The organism is Aeromonas sp. FDAARGOS 1419 (genome assembly GCF_019047045.1).
GTDB classification, from domain to species: domain Bacteria; phylum Pseudomonadota; class Gammaproteobacteria; order Enterobacterales; family Aeromonadaceae; genus Aeromonas; species Aeromonas veronii.
In genome coordinates, this window is record NZ_CP077209.1 from 2,139,420 (window position 1) to 2,158,595 (window position 19,176).

The window sequence follows — 19,176 nt, forward strand, 5'->3', positions numbered from 1 at the left end:
GTGTCTCTCATTAATCAAGTGAATAGAAAATGGATAGCATCTAGTTCGCGGCCAGCTGTTAGCGGCCATCAGTTAACGGCCCAGCCCCGCTTCGTACCAAGGTTTGCTGGCGTTAACCACCCGCACCACCAGCAGCATGACAGGCACCTCGATCAACACGCCAACCACGGTGGCGAGCGCCGCGCCGGAGTGAAAGCCGAACAGGCTGATGGCGGCGGCCACCGCCAGCTCGAAGAAGTTGGAGGCGCCGATCAGGGCGGAAGGACAGGCGACCGAGTGCTTCTCCCCCACCTTGCGGTTGAGCCAGTAAGCAAGCCCTGAGTTGAACAGCACCTGGATCAGGATCGGCACCGCCAACAGGGCGATAACCAGCGGCTGCTCGATGATGGCGTTGCCCTGAAAGGCAAACAGCAGCACCAGAGTGAGCAGCAGGGCCGCCACCGACCAGGGCTGGATGCGGGTCATGACGCCGTCAAAATGGGCCTCTCCCTTTTTCAGCAAAGCCTTGCGCAGCAGCTGGGCGATGATGACCGGGATGACGATATAGAGCACCACAGAGGTGAGCAGAGTATCCCACGGCACTATGATGCTGGAGACCCCGAGCAGCAGCGCCACCAGCGGGGCGAAAGCAAACACCATGATGAGGTCGTTCACCGCCACCTGCGACAGGGTGAAGTAGGGATCGCCGTTGGTGAGGCGACTCCAGACAAACACCATGGCGGTGCAGGGAGCCGCCGCCAGCAGGATCAGACCCGCTACGTAACTGTCGAGTTGATCCGCCGGCAGCCAGTCGGCAAACAGCACGCGGATAAACAGCCAGCCAAGGAAGGCCATGGAGAAGGGTTTGACCAGCCAGTTGATAAAGAGGGTGACCCCAATACCCTTCATGTGGCCCTTCACCTGATGCAGGGCGCCAAAATCGATCTTGAGCAGCATGGGGATGATCATCACCCAGATCAGCAGCCCCACCGGCAGGTTGACCTTGGCCACCTCCATGGCACCGATCGCTTTGAAGAGATCCGGCAAACCCTGCCCGAGCCCAATCCCCACCAGAATACAGAGGGCGACCCAGGCGGTCAGATAACGTTCAAAAAAGCCGATGGCAGGCACGGCCTTGGCATCACATGTTGCAGACATCACAGCTCCCGATGCGGCGCAATTTCGCATCTTCTATTGGTTCAACACACGGGTTTATAACAAGTAACGGCATATTCAAGCCGCCCCGGCAGCAGGCCGGGACGGCGACTCAATGGTGCTGGCAGAGGCGGCGCAGGGCATCGGGCCCCACCGGCTCCTCGGCGAGCAGCGGCACCACGGCGTAGCGGCTGGCGTGTTGCTGCTCGACCGCCTCGATATGGGGCAACTGGCGCTCGGCCCGCAGTTGCAGCAGCGGCGAGCTGACCGCGGCTTGCTGCAAGCTGTGGTTGATGAGCCAGCCCCAGGGCTCGATGCCGGCCCGGCGCAGGTCGGCTTGCAGATTGGCCGCCTCCTGTACCGGCGTCGGCTCGGGCAGCGTCACAATCAACACCTTGGTCTGCTTGGGATCCTGCAACTGCATCATGGGGGTGGTGAAGTGCAGCCCCTTGTTTCCCATCTGGCGAGCGATCTCCCTGTGGTAGGCGCCGGTGGCGTCGAGCAGCAGCAGGGTGTGGCCGGTGGGGGCGGTATCCATCACCACGAAGTGCTTGCCCGCCTCGCGAATGATGCGCGAGAAGGCCTGAAACACAGCGATCTCCTCGGTACAGGGGGAGCGCAAGTCCTCCTCCAGCAGCGCCCGCCCCTGCTCGTCCAGGGCAGCCCCCTTGGTGGCCAGCACCTGGGCGCGGTAACGCTCGGTCTCGGCGTGGGGGTCGATGCGGCTCACCTCCAGATGGGGCAAGCTACCTACCAGCGTCTCGCTCAGGTGCGCGGCGGGATCCGAGGTGGTGAGGTGCACCGGCAAGCCGCGGCTCGCCAGCTCCACCGCCACGGCGGCAGCCAGAGTGGTTTTGCCCACCCCGCCCTTGCCCATCAGCATGATGAGGCCGTGACCATCGGCGGCCAGCTCGTCCACCAACGAACTCAACTCGGGCTGGGCTGGCTTGACAGTGGACTGTACTGTCGGAGATTGGGCGGCGCTTCCCTCTGATTGCAGCAACAGGCGCAAACTGTCGAGCCCCACCAGATTGGTGGCCAGCAGCGGGATATGATCCTGCGCCAGCCCCTTGATCCCCTGCGGCATCTGGGCGAGAGCCTGTTGCTCACGATGCCAGAGCGCCATTGCCAGCGGATCTCCGGCAATGGCGCCTTCGGGGAAGAGGCCATTGATCACCAGTTGCTGGTTCAACAAGCCGATGGCGGCCAGCTCCTCGTGGGTGCGAGCCACTTCCCGCAGAGTGGATTGCTGGGCCCGCGCCACCAGCACCAGCCTGGTGCGAGCAGCATCAGCCAGCGCAGCGACCGCCTCTGCATACTGGCTGCGCTGCTTCTCCAGCCCCGCCAGCGGGCCCAGGCAGGAGGCATCCCCCTTGCCCTGCTCCAAAAATTCGCTCCAGGCGCCCGGCAATTGCAGCAGCCGGATGGTGTGGCCGGTTGGGGCCGTATCAAAGACGATATGGTCATACTCGGCCAGCAGCGTTTGGTCGGTCAGCAGCGCAGTGAATTCGTCAAAGGCGGCGATCTCGGTGGTGCAGGCGCCGGAGAGCTGCTCCTCGATGCTGCGCACCACGCTCTCGGGCAACTTGCCGCGCACCGGCCCGACGATCCGCTCCCGATAAGCTTTGGCCGCCGCGGGGGGATCTATCTCCAGCGCCGACAAACCGGGCACAGCGGCGATGGCGGTGACGCGATTGCCGATCTCGGTGGCAAACACCTGCCCCACGTTGGAGGCAGGGTCGGTGCTGACCAGCAGTACGCGCTTGCCAATATCACAAAGAGCCACCGCACTGGCGCAGGCCAGCGAGGTCTTGCCCACCCCGCCCTTGCCTGTGAAAAAGAGAAACGGCGGTGGATTGGTCAGAAAATGGTACATAGCCTCTCCCGAATGGTGCGTCACGACTCAGCAGCAACCGCTGCCAGAGCAGCAGCCGCCCTTGACGATCCCCTTGATGGCCGCTTGCGGCGCAGGCAGCCCGGCATAACGGGCCAGCTCGCTGCGGTTCGGGTAACGGCCGGTCAACACCACCTGCCCCTCTACCAGCACCAGTGGCAACCCCTCCTCCCCGGCGTGGGTCAGAAAAGCGCTGACGGCAGGTGTCTCGGCAAATTGCATCGGCTGCTGGGCCAGATTGAAACGCTCGATGGCAACGCCCTGCTCCTTGGCCCAGGCAAGGTCGGATGCGAAGGTGACCAGTGCCTGATCAACCTCGGTACCGCAGACACCGCTGGAGCAGCAGAGGGCGGGATCAAAAATCTGAATGGAGGACATGGCATTACTCCTTGTTGCAGCAGGGCTGCGCAGGCAGAACATGGGGGGAGCAGGCTGACTCGGCACGCATCACGCCGCACGCCTCGGGATGACCGGCGCAGCACTCCTCGGTGAGGTAGGCGATCACATCCAGCATCAGGGGAATATTGGCGCGGTAGCGCAGAAAGCGCCCCTCCTGCTCCACCGACAGCAGACCAGTGTTGAGCATCGCCTTGAGGTGAAACGAGAGGGTATTGGGGGCAATATCGAGCTCGCTGGCCAGTTCACCGGCGACCCGCCCCTCCAGCCCGGCCTTCACCAGCAGCCGCCATACATCGAGCCGGATGCCGGATGCCAGCGATTCAAAGACTTTGGTGGCCATCTCTTTGTTCATCTTCACTCCCCTTGGTGCGACCTTTCACTTCAACTATACAAGAATTATTGAAATGATCAAGATATGTACCGAAGCGAAGATACGAGATTCTGGTATCAAACCGGGCTGACTGGAGAATCGACGAGTGAACAACAGTAGCGGACGACCACGCAGGGTTCATCGCAGATAAACAGACGCCCTCCAGAGGGAGGGCGTATCAGAGCGTTTGACCGGCAGCACAGTCAGCACTGTCGGGGCAATCAGACGAACGCGTGCCTTATTTGGCTGCTGGCACAGCGTTAAAGGTGAGCAGGGCCGCCTTGTTGGCATCGCTCAGAGTCAGCTGGTTGCCGTTGATGGAGTAGGTTGCCACCTTCTCCAGCTTTTGCAGGAACTCGGTCTCTTTGTTCATATCGTCGCCGATGCACATCATGCGAGTGGAGCCCATGGCGCCCAGCGTCAAGACACCGTCACCCTGCTTGGTGATACCGCCAAAATAGCGGTTGCAGCCGCCCTTGCCCGCCACCTTGCCGTCGACCACTTGCAGGGTGAAGGTATCGCCGGTGGCGCCTTGCAGCTGCCAGCTGGATGCTTGCAGTTGAGCCATGCTGGAACCTGTTGCCATTGCGCAGCCTCCCAGTGCCAGCGCGGCCAGCAGAGTCAGTTTCTTGTTCATGGATTCACCTCTTAATGATTAGAGCCATCAATACGGCAGCCTGTTTATCATGGCTGGCGCCCATGCCAAAGGATTTTATTGTGATCTCCCTTCACTTTACTACCAGCTGGCATGTGCCATGCTTAGGCTCAGTTCCGGACCCAGGGAGGGGAAACGAATGGTCAAATCACTCATCATCACACTGCTTGCAACCTGCGCCAGCATGGCCGCACAGGCCGCCGACTGGGCAGTGGTTCAGCCGCAATCCAACCCGTCTCTCTATGTCAAAAGTTACTCGGGTGTGCTGCTCAATGGCCATAGCCATCACAGCGACAATTTTGATCTCTGGCTGGTCAATAGCGGCTATCAATATCCGGTGGTGGATGATGTGACCCTCTTTATGGAAGCGGGCCCGGCGGTGGCGGATCAGAATCGCACATCCGGTTTCAATATGAGTTCGGGGGTACGCTACCAGCTCTCTCCGGCATTCAATATCGGCAGCCAGATCAGGCATCTCGATCTCAACAAGGCCAGCACCCTGCTGGAGCTCAACTCCAGCCTGCTGCTGACCCCCAGACTCTCCCTCACCGCTAACTACGGCGTCAGCGCCATCACTGCCGATCAGGCGCTGAGTCTGGGGGTCGGCTTCAACTTCTGATGATCACAACAGCGGCGTGGCGCTCACCACCACGCCGTTGCGATCCGCATAGACGTAATCCCCTTCGTGGATGGTCACCCCGGCAAAGCTGACCACAGCCCCCAACTCTCCCAATCCCCGCTTCTCGGTCTTGACCGGACAGGCCGCCAGCGCCTTGACCCCGAGCGCCAATGTCGCCAGAGTGCCCACATCCCGCGCCGCGCCGTGGATCAGGATACCCTCCCACCCCTGCTCCACCGCCTTGACCGCCAGTTGATCGCCAAGCAGCGCACGGCGCAGCGAGCCGCCACCGTCGATCACCATCACCTTGCCGTGACCGGGGCGGGTCACCAGATCCCGCACCAGACTGTTGTCTTCATAACAGGAGAGCGTTACGGCGCGACCATAAAAGAGGGCCTTGCCGCCAAAATCCTGAAACACCGGGTCGGCCACTTGCAGCAAGTCGCCATGTTGATCGCAGAGGTCGGGCAGGAGATCCAGCATGATTTGATTCCTTTCAGATGCATGAAGGTGTTCATTCTTTCATCAGGCAAGGTTTCTGGCAATCCAGAAGGATTCAATATTGCCCAGACAAACTGCTGATTTATCCATCAATACTGGTGTCAGCCAGAGCTGGCCATCCTCCACCCAGTAGATGGCGTTCTGGCCGAAACGGGCAGCCAGCTGACGGGCTTGTGGCAGGGATAGCGCCACCGCCAGCGATGACTCCTGCCAGCGTTCGTCCGGGTCAGATCCCCAAAATGGCCCCACCACGGGCACCTGCAAATCCACGGTCAGATGGCGCCACATCGCCCGTTCCCGCCGCATATTGCGTCGTTCTGTGACCCACTGGCTGGCCGGATTCCAGGCTGTGATGATGGCAAAAGCAGACCAGTCTGGTGGCTCAAATGGCGCGATAAAGCAGATTTTCTTGTAGTTTTCCCACAAATTCATGTCAATCACATGTTACATTCCATTACATTTTGTAGGGGCGAAAACCCGGTTCAGGCCAAGTATGATGCAGCTGTACCAGGGTTTGACCTATATCAAATCAGAGTTAAAAAGTTGCTATCTGACGGCAAAGAGTGTTGTTATGCTCCTGTTAACTGATAAAATGCGGCCACTTTCGTAATGGACGACCTTTCCAGGCTCTGCTCGACCAGACTTGTCGGGAACCTATAAGTGGCACAGGGATACTTGCCGGTACTGATGCCTAATTCGCGATATTCCGACCTGACTCTCATACCCAGGATGACGTAATAAATTTTCAGGATCAGTCAGGAAATCGGTTTGAAACGCCAAAGAGTGTTAAATTTAAGATAATTAACTGATAAGAATCTGGGAATACTCATGCAAACACCACACATTCTGATCGTCGAAGACGAGCTGGTCACACGCAATACCCTGAAAAGCATTTTTGAAGCCGAAGGCTACATCGTGCTCGAAGCCAACAACGGCGACGAGATGCACCAGGCCCTCACTTCCCACACCATCAATCTGGTGATCATGGACATCAACCTGCCGGGCAAAAATGGCCTGCTGCTGGCCCGTGAGCTGCGTGAGAACGACAACATCGCCCTGATGTTCCTGACCGGTCGTGACAACGAAGTGGACAAGATCCTGGGTCTGGAGATCGGCGCCGATGATTACATCACCAAGCCGTTCAACCCGCGCGAACTGACCATCCGTGCCCGCAACCTGCTGAGCCGCACCATGAACGTGGCTGCCGGTGGCGAAGAGAAGAAGCTGGTTGAACGCTACCTGTTCAACGGCTGGGCGCTGGATATCAACAGCCGCGCACTGGTCAGCCCGACTGGCGACATGTTCAAGCTGCCGCGCTCCGAGTTCCGCGCCATGCTGCACTTCTGCGAAAACCCGGGCCAGATCCAGACCCGTGCCGAGCTGCTGAAGAAGATGACCGGCCGTGAGCTCAAGCCCCACGACCGTACCGTTGACGTGACCATCCGTCGCATTCGCAAGCACTTCGAAAGCGTCAACGATACTCCGGAGATCATCGCCACCATCCACGGCGAAGGCTACCGTTTCTGTGGTGAGCTGGAGCAGGAATAAGCTCCCGCGACGCTGTTGATCTGAAAAGGCGCCTCGGGCGCCTTTTCTGTCTCTGCGGTTTACCTTAAAAGCTGAGAAACCGTGAGCGTGACGTCGAACGGCGCACAAGAAAGATGAAAAACAAAAAGCCCACTCGCAGGAGTGGGCTTTTTGTTTTGAAGCTGGAGCGGGCAGCGGGAATCGAACCCGCATCATCAGCTTGGAAGGCTGAGGTAATAGCCATTATACGATGCCCGCCTGGCATCTGAAATTTGGAGCGGGTGATGGGAATCGAACCCACGTATGCAGCTTGGGAAGCTACCGTTCTACCATTGAACTACACCCGCGTCAGGGCTCCTACTATATGCATTTTGCCGCCGAGCGCAATGGCGCCTTTGCCACTTTTTTCAATAAATCAATCTGTTCGGACAAGGATTGAACAGACGGTTGCTTTTTCAATCAAACATTTTCAACACAGATAATTTACAAGGTTGCCAAGGCCAAACGGCAAGGATAGTCTTGCGCCACTCGACGCGAGGATGGTGGTAATGGATAAAAAAACGCAAAAACGTCTCTATGGCTGGTTGCGCAAGCAATCGAGTCACGGTCGCCGCTGGATCACGATATCCATCGCTTTTGGCCTTGGCCAGGGCATTCTGATGGTGGCGCAAGCCTGGCTGCTGGCGACCCTGTTGCACGGCTTTATCATCGAAGGCTCCACGCCTGAGCAATCCATCACGCTCTTTATTACCTTGCTGCTGGTGACGCTTGGCAAGGCGGCACTGGCCTACGGCCGGGAAGTGGCCAGTTTCAAGGCGGGCAGCGCGGTGCGCCAGACCATCCGCCAGCTGGTGCTCACTCGCTTGAGTCGCCTCGGCCCTGCCTATATCCAGCGCCGTCCGGCCGGTAGCTGGGCCAGCCTGTTGCTGGAACAGATTGAAAACATGCAGGATTTCTTCTCCCGCTATCTGCCACAGATGGCCATCGCCGTCTTTATTCCGGTGGTCATTCTGGTGGCTGTATTCCCGGTCAACTGGGCGGCAGGTCTGATCCTGCTCGGCACTGCGCCCCTCATCCCTATCTTTATGATCCTGGTGGGTGTGGGCGCCGCCGATGCCAACCGCCGCAATTTTCAGGCGCTGGCCCGTCTTTCCGGCCACTTCCTCGATCGGCTGAAGGGGCTACGCACGCTGCAACTCTTTATGCGTACCCAAGCGGAAGGTGACGCCATTCGCGATGCCTCGGAAGATTTTCGTGAGCGCACCATGGAGGTGCTGCGCCTGGCGTTTTTGAGCACCGCCGTGCTGGAGTTCTTCGCAGCCATTTCAGTGGCGCTGGTTGCCGTCTACTTCGGCTTCTCTTATATCGACCATCTGAACTTCGGTAGCTATGGGGTCAAGGTCACCCTCTTTACCGGCCTGTTCGTGCTGTTTCTCGCCCCCGAGTTCTACGCCCCGCTGCGGGAACTGGGTGCCCACTACCACGCCAAGGCGCAGGCTATCGGCGCTGCCGAACAGCTGCTTGAATTCCTCGAAGCCGAGGTGAGCGAACCGGCCGCAGGCACGGCGCCATTCCATGCCGACAGCCCGGTCAAGGTAGAAGCAAAAGGCCTTGAAGTGCTGAGCGCCGAAGGCAAGGTGCTGGTCGGCCCCATCGACTTCACCCTGGAAGCCGGTTCGCGCACCGCCCTCATTGGCGTCAGCGGCGCAGGCAAGAGCTCGCTGGTCAACGCCCTGCTCGGCTTTGCCCCCTATCGCGGTGAGCTCAAGGTCAACGGGCAGGAGCTAGCCACCCTCGACATGAGCCAGTGGCGCCTGCAGTTAGGCTGGCTCTCGCAAAACCCGCAGCTGTTCCACGCCTCCTTGCGCGACAACCTGCTGCTGGCCAAGCCAACGGCCAGCGATGCCGAGCTGGAAGATGCCCTGAAACGGGCAAAGGCGTGGGAATTTGCCATGGAGAAGGGGCTCGACTATCCGGTCGGCGATCAGGCCGGTGGCCTCTCGGTCGGTCAGGCCCAGCGTCTAGCACTGGCGCGAACCCTGCTCAAATCAACCCAGCTGATGGTGCTAGACGAACCAACCGCCAGTCTGGATCGCCACTCCGAACGCGCCATCATGACCACCATTGAGCAGGCGATGGCTGGCCAGACCCTGCTGATGATCACCCACCGCCTCGACCAGCTTACCAAGATGGACAAGATAATGGTGCTGGCCCGTGGCCAGCTGGTGGAGCAAGGCAGCTTCCAACAATTGAGTCAGGCGGATGGGCCTTTTGCCCGCCTGCTCTCCCAACGTTCCGGAGGTTCTCTCGATGAGTGATCTGTTGCCGTTTCTGCGCCTCTATCGCCAACACTGGCTCAGCCTCACCATTGGTTTGCTGCTGGCGCTGGTGACCCTGGCCGCCGGCATGGGGCTGCTCTCCCTCTCCGGCTGGTTCCTCTCCGCCGCCGCCGTGGCGGGGATGACAGTTGCGACGACCCATGCCTTTAACTACATGACCCCTGCAGGCGGAGTGCGCTTCTTCTCCATCGTCCGCACAGCCGGTCGCTGGGGTGAGCGGGTCGTGAGCCACGACGCCACCTTCCGGGTACTAACCCGACTGCGGGTCTGGTTCTGGCAGAAACTCTCGCCGCTCTCCACAGGTACCCTGGCAGGTTTCCGTCAGGCGGATCTGCTCAACCGACTGGTAGCCGACATCGATGCGATGGACCACGTCTATCTGCGGCTGATCACCCCCATAGGCGCGGCCCTGCTCAGCACCGCCGGACTGGTCTTCTTCCTGTCGTTTTTCGACAGCCGTCTCGCCCTCACCCTGGGTGCCATTCTGCTGTTTGGCATGATCGCTCTGCCGCTGGTGTTCTACTTCCTCGGCCGTCGCCCCGGTCAGGCGCTGATTGCCGAAAAATCGACCCTGCGCACCCGGATGGTGGACTATCTGGATGGTCAGGCCGAGCTGCAGATGTTTGCCGCCGCCCCCAAGGCGCTGGTTGAGCTGCAACAAGCCGAACAGGCGCTGCTCGTCGCGCAGGCCCGGATGGCCAAGGTGAGCGGGCTGGCCAACTTCTCGGTGCAACTGCTGAGCGGCTGGACCCTGACCCTGATGCTCTGGCTGGCCGGTCATGGGGTGGCGGGCGCTGCGCCCGACCCCATCACCGCACTGATGGTCTTTGCCACCCTGGCAAGCTTCGAGGCTCTGATGCCGCTGGCGGGGGCTTTCCTGCACCTCTCCACCAGCCTCACCTCGGCCCGTCGTTTGAACGAGATCCTGCAAGAGGCAAAAGCCCCCGTGTGGGGCGACGAACAGACCCACGCCACCGCTGGCGCCCTGCAGATCAATGACCTCTATTTTGGCTACCCCGGCAACCCCCAGCCAGTGCTGCGTGGCTGCACCCTGCAACTGCACGCCGGTGAGAAGCTGGCGCTGCTGGGCCAGACCGGCTGCGGCAAATCGACCCTGATGGGGCTGCTGACCCGGGAGTGGAGCCCGCAGGCTGGCAAGATCCTGCTGGGTGGCAAGCCGCTCACCGACTACAGCGAAGGGGCGCTGCGCGCCTCCATCTCGGTGGTGAGCCAGCGGGTGCACCTGTTTGCCGATACCCTGAGGGTCAACCTCAAACTGGCCGCCCCGACCGCCTCTGACGAGCAGCTGATTGCGGTGCTGACCCAGGTCGGACTGGCCAATCTGCTGGAAGATGAGGCGGGCCTCGACGCCTGGCTCGGTGACGGCGGCCGCCCCCTCTCCGGTGGCGAGCGCCGCCGTATCGGTATCGCCCGCGCCCTGCTGCACGATGCGCCGCTCTGGCTACTGGACGAGCCGACCGAAGGGCTAGACAGTCAGACCGAGCGGGAGATCATGGATCTGCTGTTCAAGCTCGGGGCAGATCGCACCTTGCTGCTCATCTCCCACCGCCTGCTGGGGATGGAACAGATGGACCGGATTGCCCTGATGGAAGAGGGACAGATCCGCCTCTGCGCCCCGCACGACGAGCTGCTGGCGGATGATTACTACCGCAGCCTCTATCAGCGGCTGGCTCCTGTTTGATATCAGGCTGATATCAGCCTGATGGGGGTCACACCCTGACAAACGGGCGCAAAACGGGGCTGGTCGCCGCAGGCGGCTGGCCCCTATAATGTCCCCCTCATTATTCAACAAGATGCCGACATGGAGCGCCTGCGCATTTCTACTGTCCTCATCACCGACACAAGATACGAGACGATGAAACGCCTGATCCTGATGATGCCCCTGATTGCCTCCGGCTGTGCCAACTACGCCTTCAACAGCAATCTGGATAAAGAGAACTTCGACGAATACTTCAAACCCGGTAGCGTGCGCATCTATGAACAGGATGAGCTGGCTGACCTCAACTACCTCTACCTAGGCACCATCGAGGGTGAATCCTGCCAGGTCGATGCCAACCAGCCGGTGCCCAACGCCGGTGAAGCGCGCACCCTGGCCCGCCGCCGCGCAGCCGACATGGGCGGAAACGGCGTCACCATCGACAAATGCGCCGAGTTCAGCGACACCCCGGGCTGCCTGAAACAGGTGATCTGCTACGGGCAGGCGCTGAAAGTGGCCGAAGAGAAGTAACCCGCGACCATGGCCCTCGCTATCGTTCGCCTTGGCAGCCCGCGCCTGCCCGATGAGGGGCTGCGGATCGGCACGGTGCGCCGCCCGCCCCGCGGCGTACCCAAGAGCGAATTTGCCAGCCAACATTGGTACGATGTCTGGTTTCCCAACCTGGCCCCCAGCAGCGAAACCATGAAGCTGGGGCAGGCAGCCGAGACACCCGCCCAGTGGGCAGCGTTTGGCAAACAGTACAAGGCCGAGATGGCGCAACCTGCCGCCAGGCATGATCTGGCGCTGCTGGCCGCCCTCTCTCATACCACCAACCTCTCGGTGGGCTGCTACTGCGAGCAGGAGTCCCGCTGCCATCGCGCCATCTTGAAAGAGCTGCCGGTAGCCGCGGGGGCCGCCATCCGCTAACTCAGCGAGCGACAGCGATGGGATGGGAAATCGTGTCAGCCTGTATTCGGCAACCATCAGACATTGGATAGACAGAGAGGGCATCCACGGGATGCCCTCTATCGTTGTGTTCGCGCTAGCGCAGCAATTTTCGGCAGCAGCGGCTCGATGCACCTCTCCTATTGCAGACTGGGTTCCAGCAACTGCTGCCGTAGCGAAGTCTCCTCTGCCTGAGTCATGGCATGTTCCGCCACCCCGGCGGCAGGCTCGATAGCCAGCCAGTGGGCAAGGTCGGCGGCGGTCTCCTCCAGCGGCCGAAAGTTCAATCCCTTAACGATGGCCGCCTCGGCGCTTATAGAGCCGTAACCGGCAAACTCCGCCTGCGCGCAGGGCAAGAGGGTGGGATAGCTCTGCCAGGGCTCGATTCCGGCTGCCATCAGGGTCGACCAGGGCAACCACTCGGGCTGGATGGGGCGGGCGGGCTGCAACCGGGCGCTCAGCCGCTCCAGCCAGTCGCAGAGGGTAATGCCGGGCTTGAGCAAGTTGAATGTGCCCCCCAACTGCTGCTCCGCCGCGCGCAGCACAAACTCGGCGCAGTTGCGCACATCGAGATACTGCAAGCGATCTTCACCACTGCCCGGCAGCAACCAGGGCCCGCCCTGCTGCACCCGCTTAATCCACCAGGCCATGCGACCGGTAGGATCATGGGGGCCGCACAGCACGCCCGGGCGCAGGATGCAAAGCCGCTCACCCCAGCGGGCGCGATACTCCTGCTCGCACAACACCTTGAGGGGGCCATAGTCAGTGGGCATTTCACCTTCGGGGATAGGGTGCAACGGCGCAGACTCATCCATCCCGGGGATTGAGAAATCGCGATAGACGCTGATGGTGGAGATAAAGATGAGCCGCGCGCAGCACCCGAGCAAAGCAGCCGAGAGGCTCGCCGCCTGCTCGGGGCGATAGCAGCAGGTATCGATGACGAGATCCCAGTGCAACCCGGCCCCTTGCAGGGCGCTCAGGCTCTTGTCCCTGTCGCCGATGAGCTGCACCAGATCGCGCCAGTCCGGATGCTGGTGCAGGCCGCGGTTGAACAGCGTCACTTCATGGCCCCAATCCAGTGCCAGCGCGGTGAGGTGGCGCCCCAAAAAGCCGGTGCCACCGATAATCAGCAGTTTCATCCCTCTCCCTCCCCCTTCGGCGCGAGTGCGCACATTTCATCCTGACACGCCAGTTGCCTCCACCCTACGCAACTTGGCGCGCGGGCACAGCCCCCGACTAGCCGGGATGGGACAGGGATCACGGCAGCGCCGTAGAAATTGGCGTAATGAGGCCAAGCCTGCGTTTTGGGGCCGCCTGTGCTAAATTGCCGGGGTTTTCAGTCAGGATCCGCCATGAAGTTCGAAATCGACACCCTCGGGATCATCCGCTCTCCCTACAAGGAGAAGTTCGCCATCCCCCGCCAGCCCGGTCTGGTTAAATCGGCCCGCGCCCGCCTCGAGCTGCTCCCCCCTTACGATCAGCCGGATGTGCTGCGCGGCATCGAGCAGTTCTCCCATCTGTGGCTCAGCTTCGTGTTTCACCAGACCATGGCGCAGGGCTGGCACCCGACGGTGCGCCCGCCGCGCCTTGGCGGCAACGAGCGGGTCGGCGTCTTTGCCACTCGATCCACCTTCCGCCCGAATCCGCTTGGCCTCTCGGTGGTCGAGCTGCACGGGGTCGGTCGCGAGCGGGGCAAGCTGTGGCTGGAGCTGGGGGCGGTGGATCTGCTCGATGGCACCCCCATCGTTGATATCAAGCCCTACATTCCCTATGCCGACAGCCTGCTGGATGCCCGTGGTGGTTTTGCCCCCGACGCCCCCACCCCGCCGCTGGCGGTGAGCTTCAGTGCCGAGGCCGAGCAGCAGTTGCAACCCTGGCTCAAGGCTCACCCCGAGCTGCGCCAGCTGGTGAGCGAAGTGCTGGCGCAAGATCCGCGCCCGGCCTACAAGAAAGGCAAGCCCGATGAGAAGGAGTACGGGGTGCGGCTGTTTGACTGCAACGTCCGTTTTCGCATCAGCGAGCCGGATTGCGTGGTGCTGGCCATCGAGCCCGCCTGAACCTGGGCGGGCCGACATCGCTGATGCTATTTCACGCCTTTTTCACGTTACAAGGGGCTTAATGAGCCTGTAAATTGTGTGGCATTGATCAGACTATCCACCCGGTTGCCAGTGATACCATGCACACAGCAGAGGGCATCTCCTCTCTGACTGAGGCCAGCAGCAGGCTATCGATGTATGGCAAGCATGGCAGCCAGCCTGTTGCCGCCAAAGGATCTGGCCTCGCCCCGACACGTTTGAGTGCGGGGATGCCACACGGATGTGACAGCACTTCGAAGGAACAAACCTATGCTGATGAACAGTGAACAACGTTATGGCACCCTGAATATCGGGCTGCACTGGCTGACCCTGTGGGCCATGATCGCCGTCTACGCCCTGATCGAATTTCGCGATATCTTCCCCAAAGGGGACCCAGGCCGGGACCTGATGAAGGAGTGGCACTTTATGCTGGGGCTGCTTATCTTCGCCCTGGTGTTTGTCAGACTGGCCCTGCGCTGGATGAGCCCGACGCCCCGTATCGTGCCCGAGCTCTCCCCAGTCATGCACAAGCTGGCAAAACTGGCCCACCTCGCCCTCTACGGTTTTCTTATTCTCACCCCGCTGTTTGGCTGGCTGCTGCTAAGCGCCGCGGGCAAGCCCATCCCCTTCTTCGGGCTTGAGCTGCCTGCCCTGCTTTCCCCAAGTCCGGACCTCAAGGGGCTGATCAAGGAGGTACACGAGACGCTGGGTAATATCGGTTACGCCCTGATCGGCCTGCACACGGTGGCGGCCCTCTATCACCACCATATTCTCAAAGACAACACCCTCACCAATATGCTGCCGCCGCGCCGCAGCTAACGGGTAACGGGGAAATGCAGAGGGGGCCATCGTGGCCCCCTCTCTGCTTTCCTGAACAGCACGCTGGCAAAGAGCATTACGCCTGCTTGGCCAGCTCCTCGGTCGGCTTGCCTTTCGGCTCGTGCGGCAGCTTTTTCACATTGCTCTTGTTCTCCGGCTGCTTGCTCCCGGACGCACTGTTTTCAGACAAGGCTTGCAACACGGGATCGGCCTTGCCGGCCACGGAGGGCTGGGACTGGCCAACAAAGTTGCCGCCTTTGCAGATGGAGAGACTGCCCCCCTTGAAGATCCCCTGCATCTTGCCGCTCTCCAGGATCTCCACCTCGGCGGAGGTACAGGTGCCTTCCAGCAGACCATTGATGATCACGTGGGGCGCACTCACCTCCCCCTCAACGCTCCCCCCCTGCATGATGCGCAGCACACCACCGATGAGCTGGATGGTGCCATTGACCTGACCGCGCACCTCCAGATTCCCCTCCACCTGCAACTCGCCCTTGAAGCGGGCACCGGCTGCAATCACAGTGGCCCCGGCCGACGCAGTAGCCGCACCACCTTTGTTTCTTCCAAACATCCGTACTCTCTCCACCAACCACACAAGCAGAACCAGCGGCATCGGCGCCACTGGCCATAGAAAACAGGGCGACCCCAGCACGTAGAGCAGCAAGGCTGCCCCCCAGCAGAGCCAGACAATATAGAGGAGGTCGCTGCGCTCACGCTGTTGCAGTCGCGCCAGCAGCCTTCCGGCCATCTCTCTCATCACATCAAACCTTTCGCAGCATGGCTGCCGACCAGCAGGCCATCGACAACCCGGACCATGGTTAAACGACCAGTTGGCGCGAACTCTGAAGTCCCGCTGATTCAGTCCCGATACAGCCGGGATGCATTAGGATTCGAATTGACTCGAAGCGACATACACTTTCTAATTGACAGCCTGGATCCCTATGACCGCTCACATCATGAAAATTCTGTTGGTCGAAGACGACAAGCTGCTCAATCACCACCTCTCCTCTCTGCTGACCGAAGCCGACAATCAGGTCTACAGCACCGACCAGGCCGGGATTGCACTGCACTACGCCGCCGACTATCCGATTGATGTGGCCATCATCGACCTCGGTCTGCCCGATATGGACGGCCTGCAACTGATCCGGCAACTGCGCGAACGGCAGATCCCCTTCCCCATCATTGTGCTGACCGCCCGTGGCAACTGGCAGGACAAGGTCGAAGGACTGGAAGCAGGTGCTGATGACTATCTGGTCAAACCGTTCCAGAAAGATGAGCTGCTGGCCCGACTCAATGCGCTGGTGCGCCGCAGCGCCGGTTTTATCTCGCCCAGGGTGAAAGCTGGTGATTACGAGCTGGATCTCTCCCGCAAGGAGCTGACCATCGCCGGTGAAGTGGCGGTGCTCACCAGCTTTGAATACCTCATTCTGGAGTACCTGATGCGCAACGCCCGTCAGGTGGTCTCCAAGCAGCAACTGCTCGACCAGCTCTACGGCGACGGCGAAGGGGACCCCAACACCATCGAGGTGATGGTGAGCCGCCTGCGCAAGAAGCTGGATCCGGAAGGGACGATTCAACCCATCTCCACCATCCGGCGTCAGGGTTACATCTTCAACCTCTCCTGTAACTGATGCAGTTTCATCTGCCGCGCCCCATCAAGATGATCCGCAGCTCACTGCACATCAAACTGCTGCTCAGCTCGCTGCTGGTCATCGCGCTGATCATGGGGTTTGCCGTCTACGCCCTCTACCTCGGCCACGTCGAGGAGCAGACCCAGAAGGCCAGCGCCCGGATGCAGGAGAACCTGGCCAAGCTGTTTTCCTCCACCGAACCGGATGACAAGGGGTCGAACGTCGAGCTGGGGCGGATATCCCGTGGTGCGGGGGATCGCAACCTCGATACCCTGATCTGCCGCGCCGATGGCGACCTGGTCTGGTCAAGCCTCCATATGCCGGAGGTGATCAAGGCCAAACAGACCATCTGCGGCGATCTGATGAAGTATCTGGGGGGGATGGATCTCGACTACTTCTTCAAGAAGCACACCATCAAGAACGGCGAGAGCTACTTCGTCTACAGCCTGCGGTTTATCCGCAATCCCGGCAGCGGCACCACCGCCTACTACGTGGTGATGATCGACTCGGCCAAACGCTACCACGAAGAGTCCCGCACCTACCTCTACCAGACCGCCAAACAGGCGCTGCTCGCCTATATGCTGCTGGCCGGGCTGCTGCTGCTCACCACCTTCTGGAGCCTCAGCTCCCTGCGCACCATCGCCCGTCAGATCGACGATATCCGGGCCGGCAAGCGCGATGACCTCTCGAGCGATTTTGAGCGGGAGCTGGCCCCGCTGACCGACTCAATCAACCAGTTGCTGGAGAACGAACGCCAGCAGACTCAGCGCTACCAGCACGCCCTCAACGATCTCGCGCACAGCCTGAAAACCCGGCTGGCGCTGATCCAGATCACCACCCGCGAAGTGAAGCTGGGGCGGGAGATCCACGACAACATCAATGAGCAGATCCTCACCATGGATCAGATGATCCAGTATCAGCTCAGACGGGCCGTGACCGGCCGCCAGCGCCTTGCCAGCAAGGGCACCGAGCCGGTGCCGCTGATTGAAAAACTGCTGGCCAGCCTGACCAAGGTTTATCGCCACAAGAAACTGCAAACCCACTTCAAGTTCGACGATGACGCCCTCTTTCACGGCGAACAGGGCGACCTGATGGAGCTGATGGGTAACCTGCTCGACAACGCCTGCAAGTTTGCCATCAGCGAAGTGAAGGTGACTGTGCGCCGCCATCTCGAGCGGCTGCGTATCGAAGTGGAAGATGATGGCCCGGGAATCGATCCGGCCAAATCGGAGCAGATCTTCCAGCGCGGCGTGCGGGCAGACAGTTCACCCGGTCAGGGCATAGGTCTGGCGGTGGTGACCGAAATCGTCCACAGCTACGGCGGCCAGATCCGGGTCGATGAATCCCCCCTCGGCGGCGCCCGCTTTACCCTGGACCTTCCCTGATTGGCATAGCCCTGCTCAACCTCGCCAGTGATGGCCCTACCACAAGGCCCCCAACCTCGGGGCCTTGTCGTTTCTGCAACTTGAATACGTTAATTTATTGATACGATGTAGATGACCGCACTTCTGCCCTTCCACCAGAGGCCTCGCTACAATAGGACTTTGATTAACCGTGATTCCCCGTATTCTGGACTGATGCCGATGCCATGACCTCTTGCTCCCGCCATGACCATTACGGGAATAGGGGCCACATCCTGTCATCTCTACCATCCTGACGTTCAAGGAGATTTTCAAGCATATTCCGGTACCATTTCAGGTAATGCCTCCAATCAGTTGAAGTGGTGCCTTTCTATAAAGGCAGCAATCACTTTCTCGTGGAGCTCAACGGAACGAGAGAAGCAAATGGACTTGCGAGCCAATCGCTTGATGCGCGTTCTGAGCGTCAGGTTGTTACGCTCGATACGCTGGGTGAATATCTTCCCGGTCAGATGCATTTCGCTCGGCACCTCTCTGGCATAGCTTCCCCAGTCATCACTGGTGATAAAGCCTATCTGGAACGGAGAAAGCAGGCTCAGCAAGCGGCGACATGTCTCATCGTTGCGTGGGCCAAAGGTATATGCCACGACTCGTTTTCTCTTGGTATCAAAGGCATACCAAAGCCAGTATCGATGCTGTTTATTGCCGACATAGGCCCACTGCTCATCAAGTTCACAGATAAGCGCCACGTCATCGAGCACCACCTTTTCGGAGGTTACTTGCCTTGGGGTGAGTTTTTTAGGGTGCGTATGACGGTGTTGATGCCAATTTTTAGGACGCGAGCAGTATCACGAACACCTGAGCAGTTGAACTGCCATATCAACAATCTTGTCTTTGACGCTAGGCTTGCGGGCTTCATCGGTATAGGAGAGCTGAAACACGTGCGGGCAGACGGGGTAACGATAGCGAACATGGCCAGCAGGGGTCTTCCCATGGCGATCTACGTGGTCAGAGTTGCAACGAGGGCAGTGAACGGTGATGGATGCCATGAAGAGCTAAGCCTCAAAAGAACCCATCACACCATCTCAACCGATCGGAGGCATCACTCCATATCAGAGGCGGATGATAGAGAAAATAGACTACATACAGCTTGTTCAGGAAGAGACTGACATTGATACCAAAGGAGATATCCA

General features: G+C 60.1%; 19 protein-coding genes, 2 tRNA genes and 1 pseudogene. 10 read left to right on the top strand and 12 right to left on the bottom strand.

All coding sequences use genetic code 11. The annotated features are described in order from the left end of the window. Positions 1 to 72: 72 nt before the first annotated feature. From arsB to I6L49_RS09500, 5 genes are all read right to left on the bottom strand, one after another. Positions 73 to 1,137 (bottom strand): ACR3 family arsenite efflux transporter, encoded by a 1,065-nt coding sequence (gene arsB, locus I6L49_RS09480; protein ID WP_019445633.1) that lies wholly within the window; start codon positions 1,135 to 1,137, stop codon positions 73 to 75. 109 nt (positions 1,138 to 1,246) lie between these two features. Then, positions 1,247 to 3,010, bottom strand: coding sequence for an arsenical pump-driving ATPase (arsA, locus tag I6L49_RS09485; RefSeq protein ID WP_216951429.1), 1,764 nt, complete (start codon positions 3,008 to 3,010; stop codon positions 1,247 to 1,249). Between the two features lie 27 nt (positions 3,011 to 3,037). Further along, the gene (arsD, locus tag I6L49_RS09490; protein ID WP_216951431.1) at positions 3,038 to 3,406 is read right to left on the bottom strand and encodes an arsenite efflux transporter metallochaperone ArsD; all 369 of its coding nucleotides are present in this window, start codon (positions 3,404 to 3,406) and stop codon (positions 3,038 to 3,040) included. Positions 3,407 to 3,410: 4 nt separating this feature from the next. Beyond that, complete coding sequence (locus tag I6L49_RS09495; protein ID WP_005338181.1) at positions 3,411 to 3,779, bottom strand: helix-turn-helix transcriptional regulator; 369 nt, start codon at positions 3,777 to 3,779, stop codon at positions 3,411 to 3,413. Between the two features lie 256 nt (positions 3,780 to 4,035). Next, positions 4,036 to 4,434: an META domain-containing protein gene (locus I6L49_RS09500; RefSeq protein ID WP_058057749.1), complete on the bottom strand. Its 399-nt coding sequence runs from the start codon at positions 4,432 to 4,434 to the stop codon at positions 4,036 to 4,038. A 157-nt stretch (positions 4,435 to 4,591) separates the two neighbouring features. On the opposite strand from I6L49_RS09500, the gene I6L49_RS09505 reads away from it, so the two are divergent. Further along, positions 4,592 to 5,071 (top strand): hypothetical protein, encoded by a 480-nt coding sequence (locus I6L49_RS09505; RefSeq protein ID WP_058057750.1) that lies wholly within the window; start codon positions 4,592 to 4,594, stop codon positions 5,069 to 5,071. Between the two features lie 3 nt (positions 5,072 to 5,074). Here the strand turns inward: I6L49_RS09505 and I6L49_RS09510 are convergent, their stop codons facing one another. Both I6L49_RS09510 and I6L49_RS09515 read right to left on the bottom strand, forming a co-directional pair. After that, positions 5,075 to 5,554 carry a putative 4-hydroxy-4-methyl-2-oxoglutarate aldolase gene (locus tag I6L49_RS09510; protein ID WP_118854119.1) on the bottom strand — a complete coding sequence of 160 codons (480 nt, stop codon included), beginning with the start codon at positions 5,552 to 5,554 and terminating at the stop codon, positions 5,075 to 5,077. Between the two features lie 42 nt (positions 5,555 to 5,596). Then, a complete protein-coding gene (locus I6L49_RS09515; protein ID WP_216951433.1) occupies positions 5,597 to 6,004 on the bottom strand; it encodes a DUF3293 domain-containing protein in 408 nt (135 codons plus the stop codon). A 396-nt stretch (positions 6,005 to 6,400) separates the two neighbouring features. Between I6L49_RS09515 and arcA the strand changes: the two genes are divergently transcribed. Next, positions 6,401 to 7,120 carry a two-component system response regulator ArcA gene (arcA, locus tag I6L49_RS09520; RefSeq protein ID WP_005338193.1) on the top strand — a complete coding sequence of 240 codons (720 nt, stop codon included), beginning with the start codon at positions 6,401 to 6,403 and terminating at the stop codon, positions 7,118 to 7,120. A gap of 162 nt (positions 7,121 to 7,282) precedes the next feature. On the opposite strand, the gene I6L49_RS09525 is transcribed toward arcA, so the two are convergent. After that, positions 7,283 to 7,357, bottom strand: a tRNA-Gly gene (locus I6L49_RS09525). Positions 7,358 to 7,372: 15 nt separating this feature from the next. Next, positions 7,373 to 7,446, bottom strand: a tRNA-Gly gene (locus I6L49_RS09530). A 201-nt stretch (positions 7,447 to 7,647) separates the two neighbouring features. On the opposite strand from I6L49_RS09530, the gene cydD reads away from it, so the two are divergent. The 4 genes from cydD (at position 7,648) to I6L49_RS09550 (ending at position 12,082) form a co-directional block, all read left to right on the top strand. Next, a complete protein-coding gene (gene cydD / locus I6L49_RS09535) occupies positions 7,648 to 9,417 on the top strand; it encodes a cysteine/glutathione ABC transporter permease/ATP-binding protein CydD (RefSeq protein ID WP_216951435.1) in 1,770 nt (589 codons plus the stop codon). Further along, complete coding sequence (gene cydC / locus I6L49_RS09540; RefSeq protein ID WP_216951437.1) at positions 9,410 to 11,140, top strand: cysteine/glutathione ABC transporter ATP-binding protein/permease CydC; 1,731 nt, start codon at positions 9,410 to 9,412, stop codon at positions 11,138 to 11,140. The genes cydD and cydC overlap by 8 nt, the downstream gene beginning before the upstream one ends. Before the next feature lie 174 nt (positions 11,141 to 11,314). Continuing rightward, positions 11,315 to 11,686, top strand: a complete 372-nt coding sequence (gene rcsF, locus I6L49_RS09545) for an Rcs stress response system protein RcsF (RefSeq protein ID WP_047440575.1) — start codon at positions 11,315 to 11,317, stop codon at positions 11,684 to 11,686. A 9-nt stretch (positions 11,687 to 11,695) separates the two neighbouring features. Continuing rightward, entirely contained in the window at positions 11,696 to 12,082 is a 387-nt protein-coding gene (locus I6L49_RS09550; RefSeq protein WP_216951439.1) for a DUF488 domain-containing protein, read from the top strand. Between the two features lie 158 nt (positions 12,083 to 12,240). On the opposite strand, the gene I6L49_RS09555 is transcribed toward I6L49_RS09550, so the two are convergent. After that, on the bottom strand, positions 12,241 to 13,239 hold the full coding sequence (locus tag I6L49_RS09555; protein WP_216951440.1) for an NAD-dependent epimerase/dehydratase family protein: 999 nt from the start codon (positions 13,237 to 13,239) through the stop codon (positions 12,241 to 12,243). Between the two features lie 213 nt (positions 13,240 to 13,452). On the opposite strand from I6L49_RS09555, the gene tsaA reads away from it, so the two are divergent. Then, the gene (gene tsaA, locus I6L49_RS09560) at positions 13,453 to 14,157 is read left to right on the top strand and encodes a tRNA (N6-threonylcarbamoyladenosine(37)-N6)-methyltransferase TrmO (RefSeq protein ID WP_216951442.1); all 705 of its coding nucleotides are present in this window, start codon (positions 13,453 to 13,455) and stop codon (positions 14,155 to 14,157) included. A 288-nt stretch (positions 14,158 to 14,445) separates the two neighbouring features. After that, entirely contained in the window at positions 14,446 to 14,994 is a 549-nt protein-coding gene (locus I6L49_RS09565; RefSeq protein ID WP_064341216.1) for a cytochrome b, read from the top strand. 76 nt (positions 14,995 to 15,070) lie between these two features. Here I6L49_RS09565 and I6L49_RS09570 read toward each other — a convergent pair whose 3' ends face one another. Then, positions 15,071 to 15,751 (bottom strand): polymer-forming cytoskeletal protein, encoded by a 681-nt coding sequence (locus I6L49_RS09570; RefSeq protein ID WP_216951443.1) that lies wholly within the window; start codon positions 15,749 to 15,751, stop codon positions 15,071 to 15,073. A gap of 199 nt (positions 15,752 to 15,950) precedes the next feature. Between I6L49_RS09570 and I6L49_RS09575 the strand changes: the two genes are divergently transcribed. Next, a complete protein-coding gene (locus I6L49_RS09575; RefSeq protein WP_041201856.1) occupies positions 15,951 to 16,625 on the top strand; it encodes a response regulator transcription factor in 675 nt (224 codons plus the stop codon). After that, on the top strand, positions 16,625 to 18,010 hold the full coding sequence (locus I6L49_RS09580; protein WP_005338217.1) for an ATP-binding protein: 1,386 nt from the start codon (positions 16,625 to 16,627) through the stop codon (positions 18,008 to 18,010). The genes I6L49_RS09575 and I6L49_RS09580 overlap by 1 nt, the downstream gene beginning before the upstream one ends. Before the next feature lie 326 nt (positions 18,011 to 18,336). On the opposite strand, the pseudogene I6L49_RS09585 reads toward I6L49_RS09580, so the two are convergent. After that, a pseudogene (locus I6L49_RS09585) lies at positions 18,337 to 19,032 on the bottom strand (IS1 family transposase). Between the last annotated feature and the right edge of the window lie 144 nt (positions 19,033 to 19,176).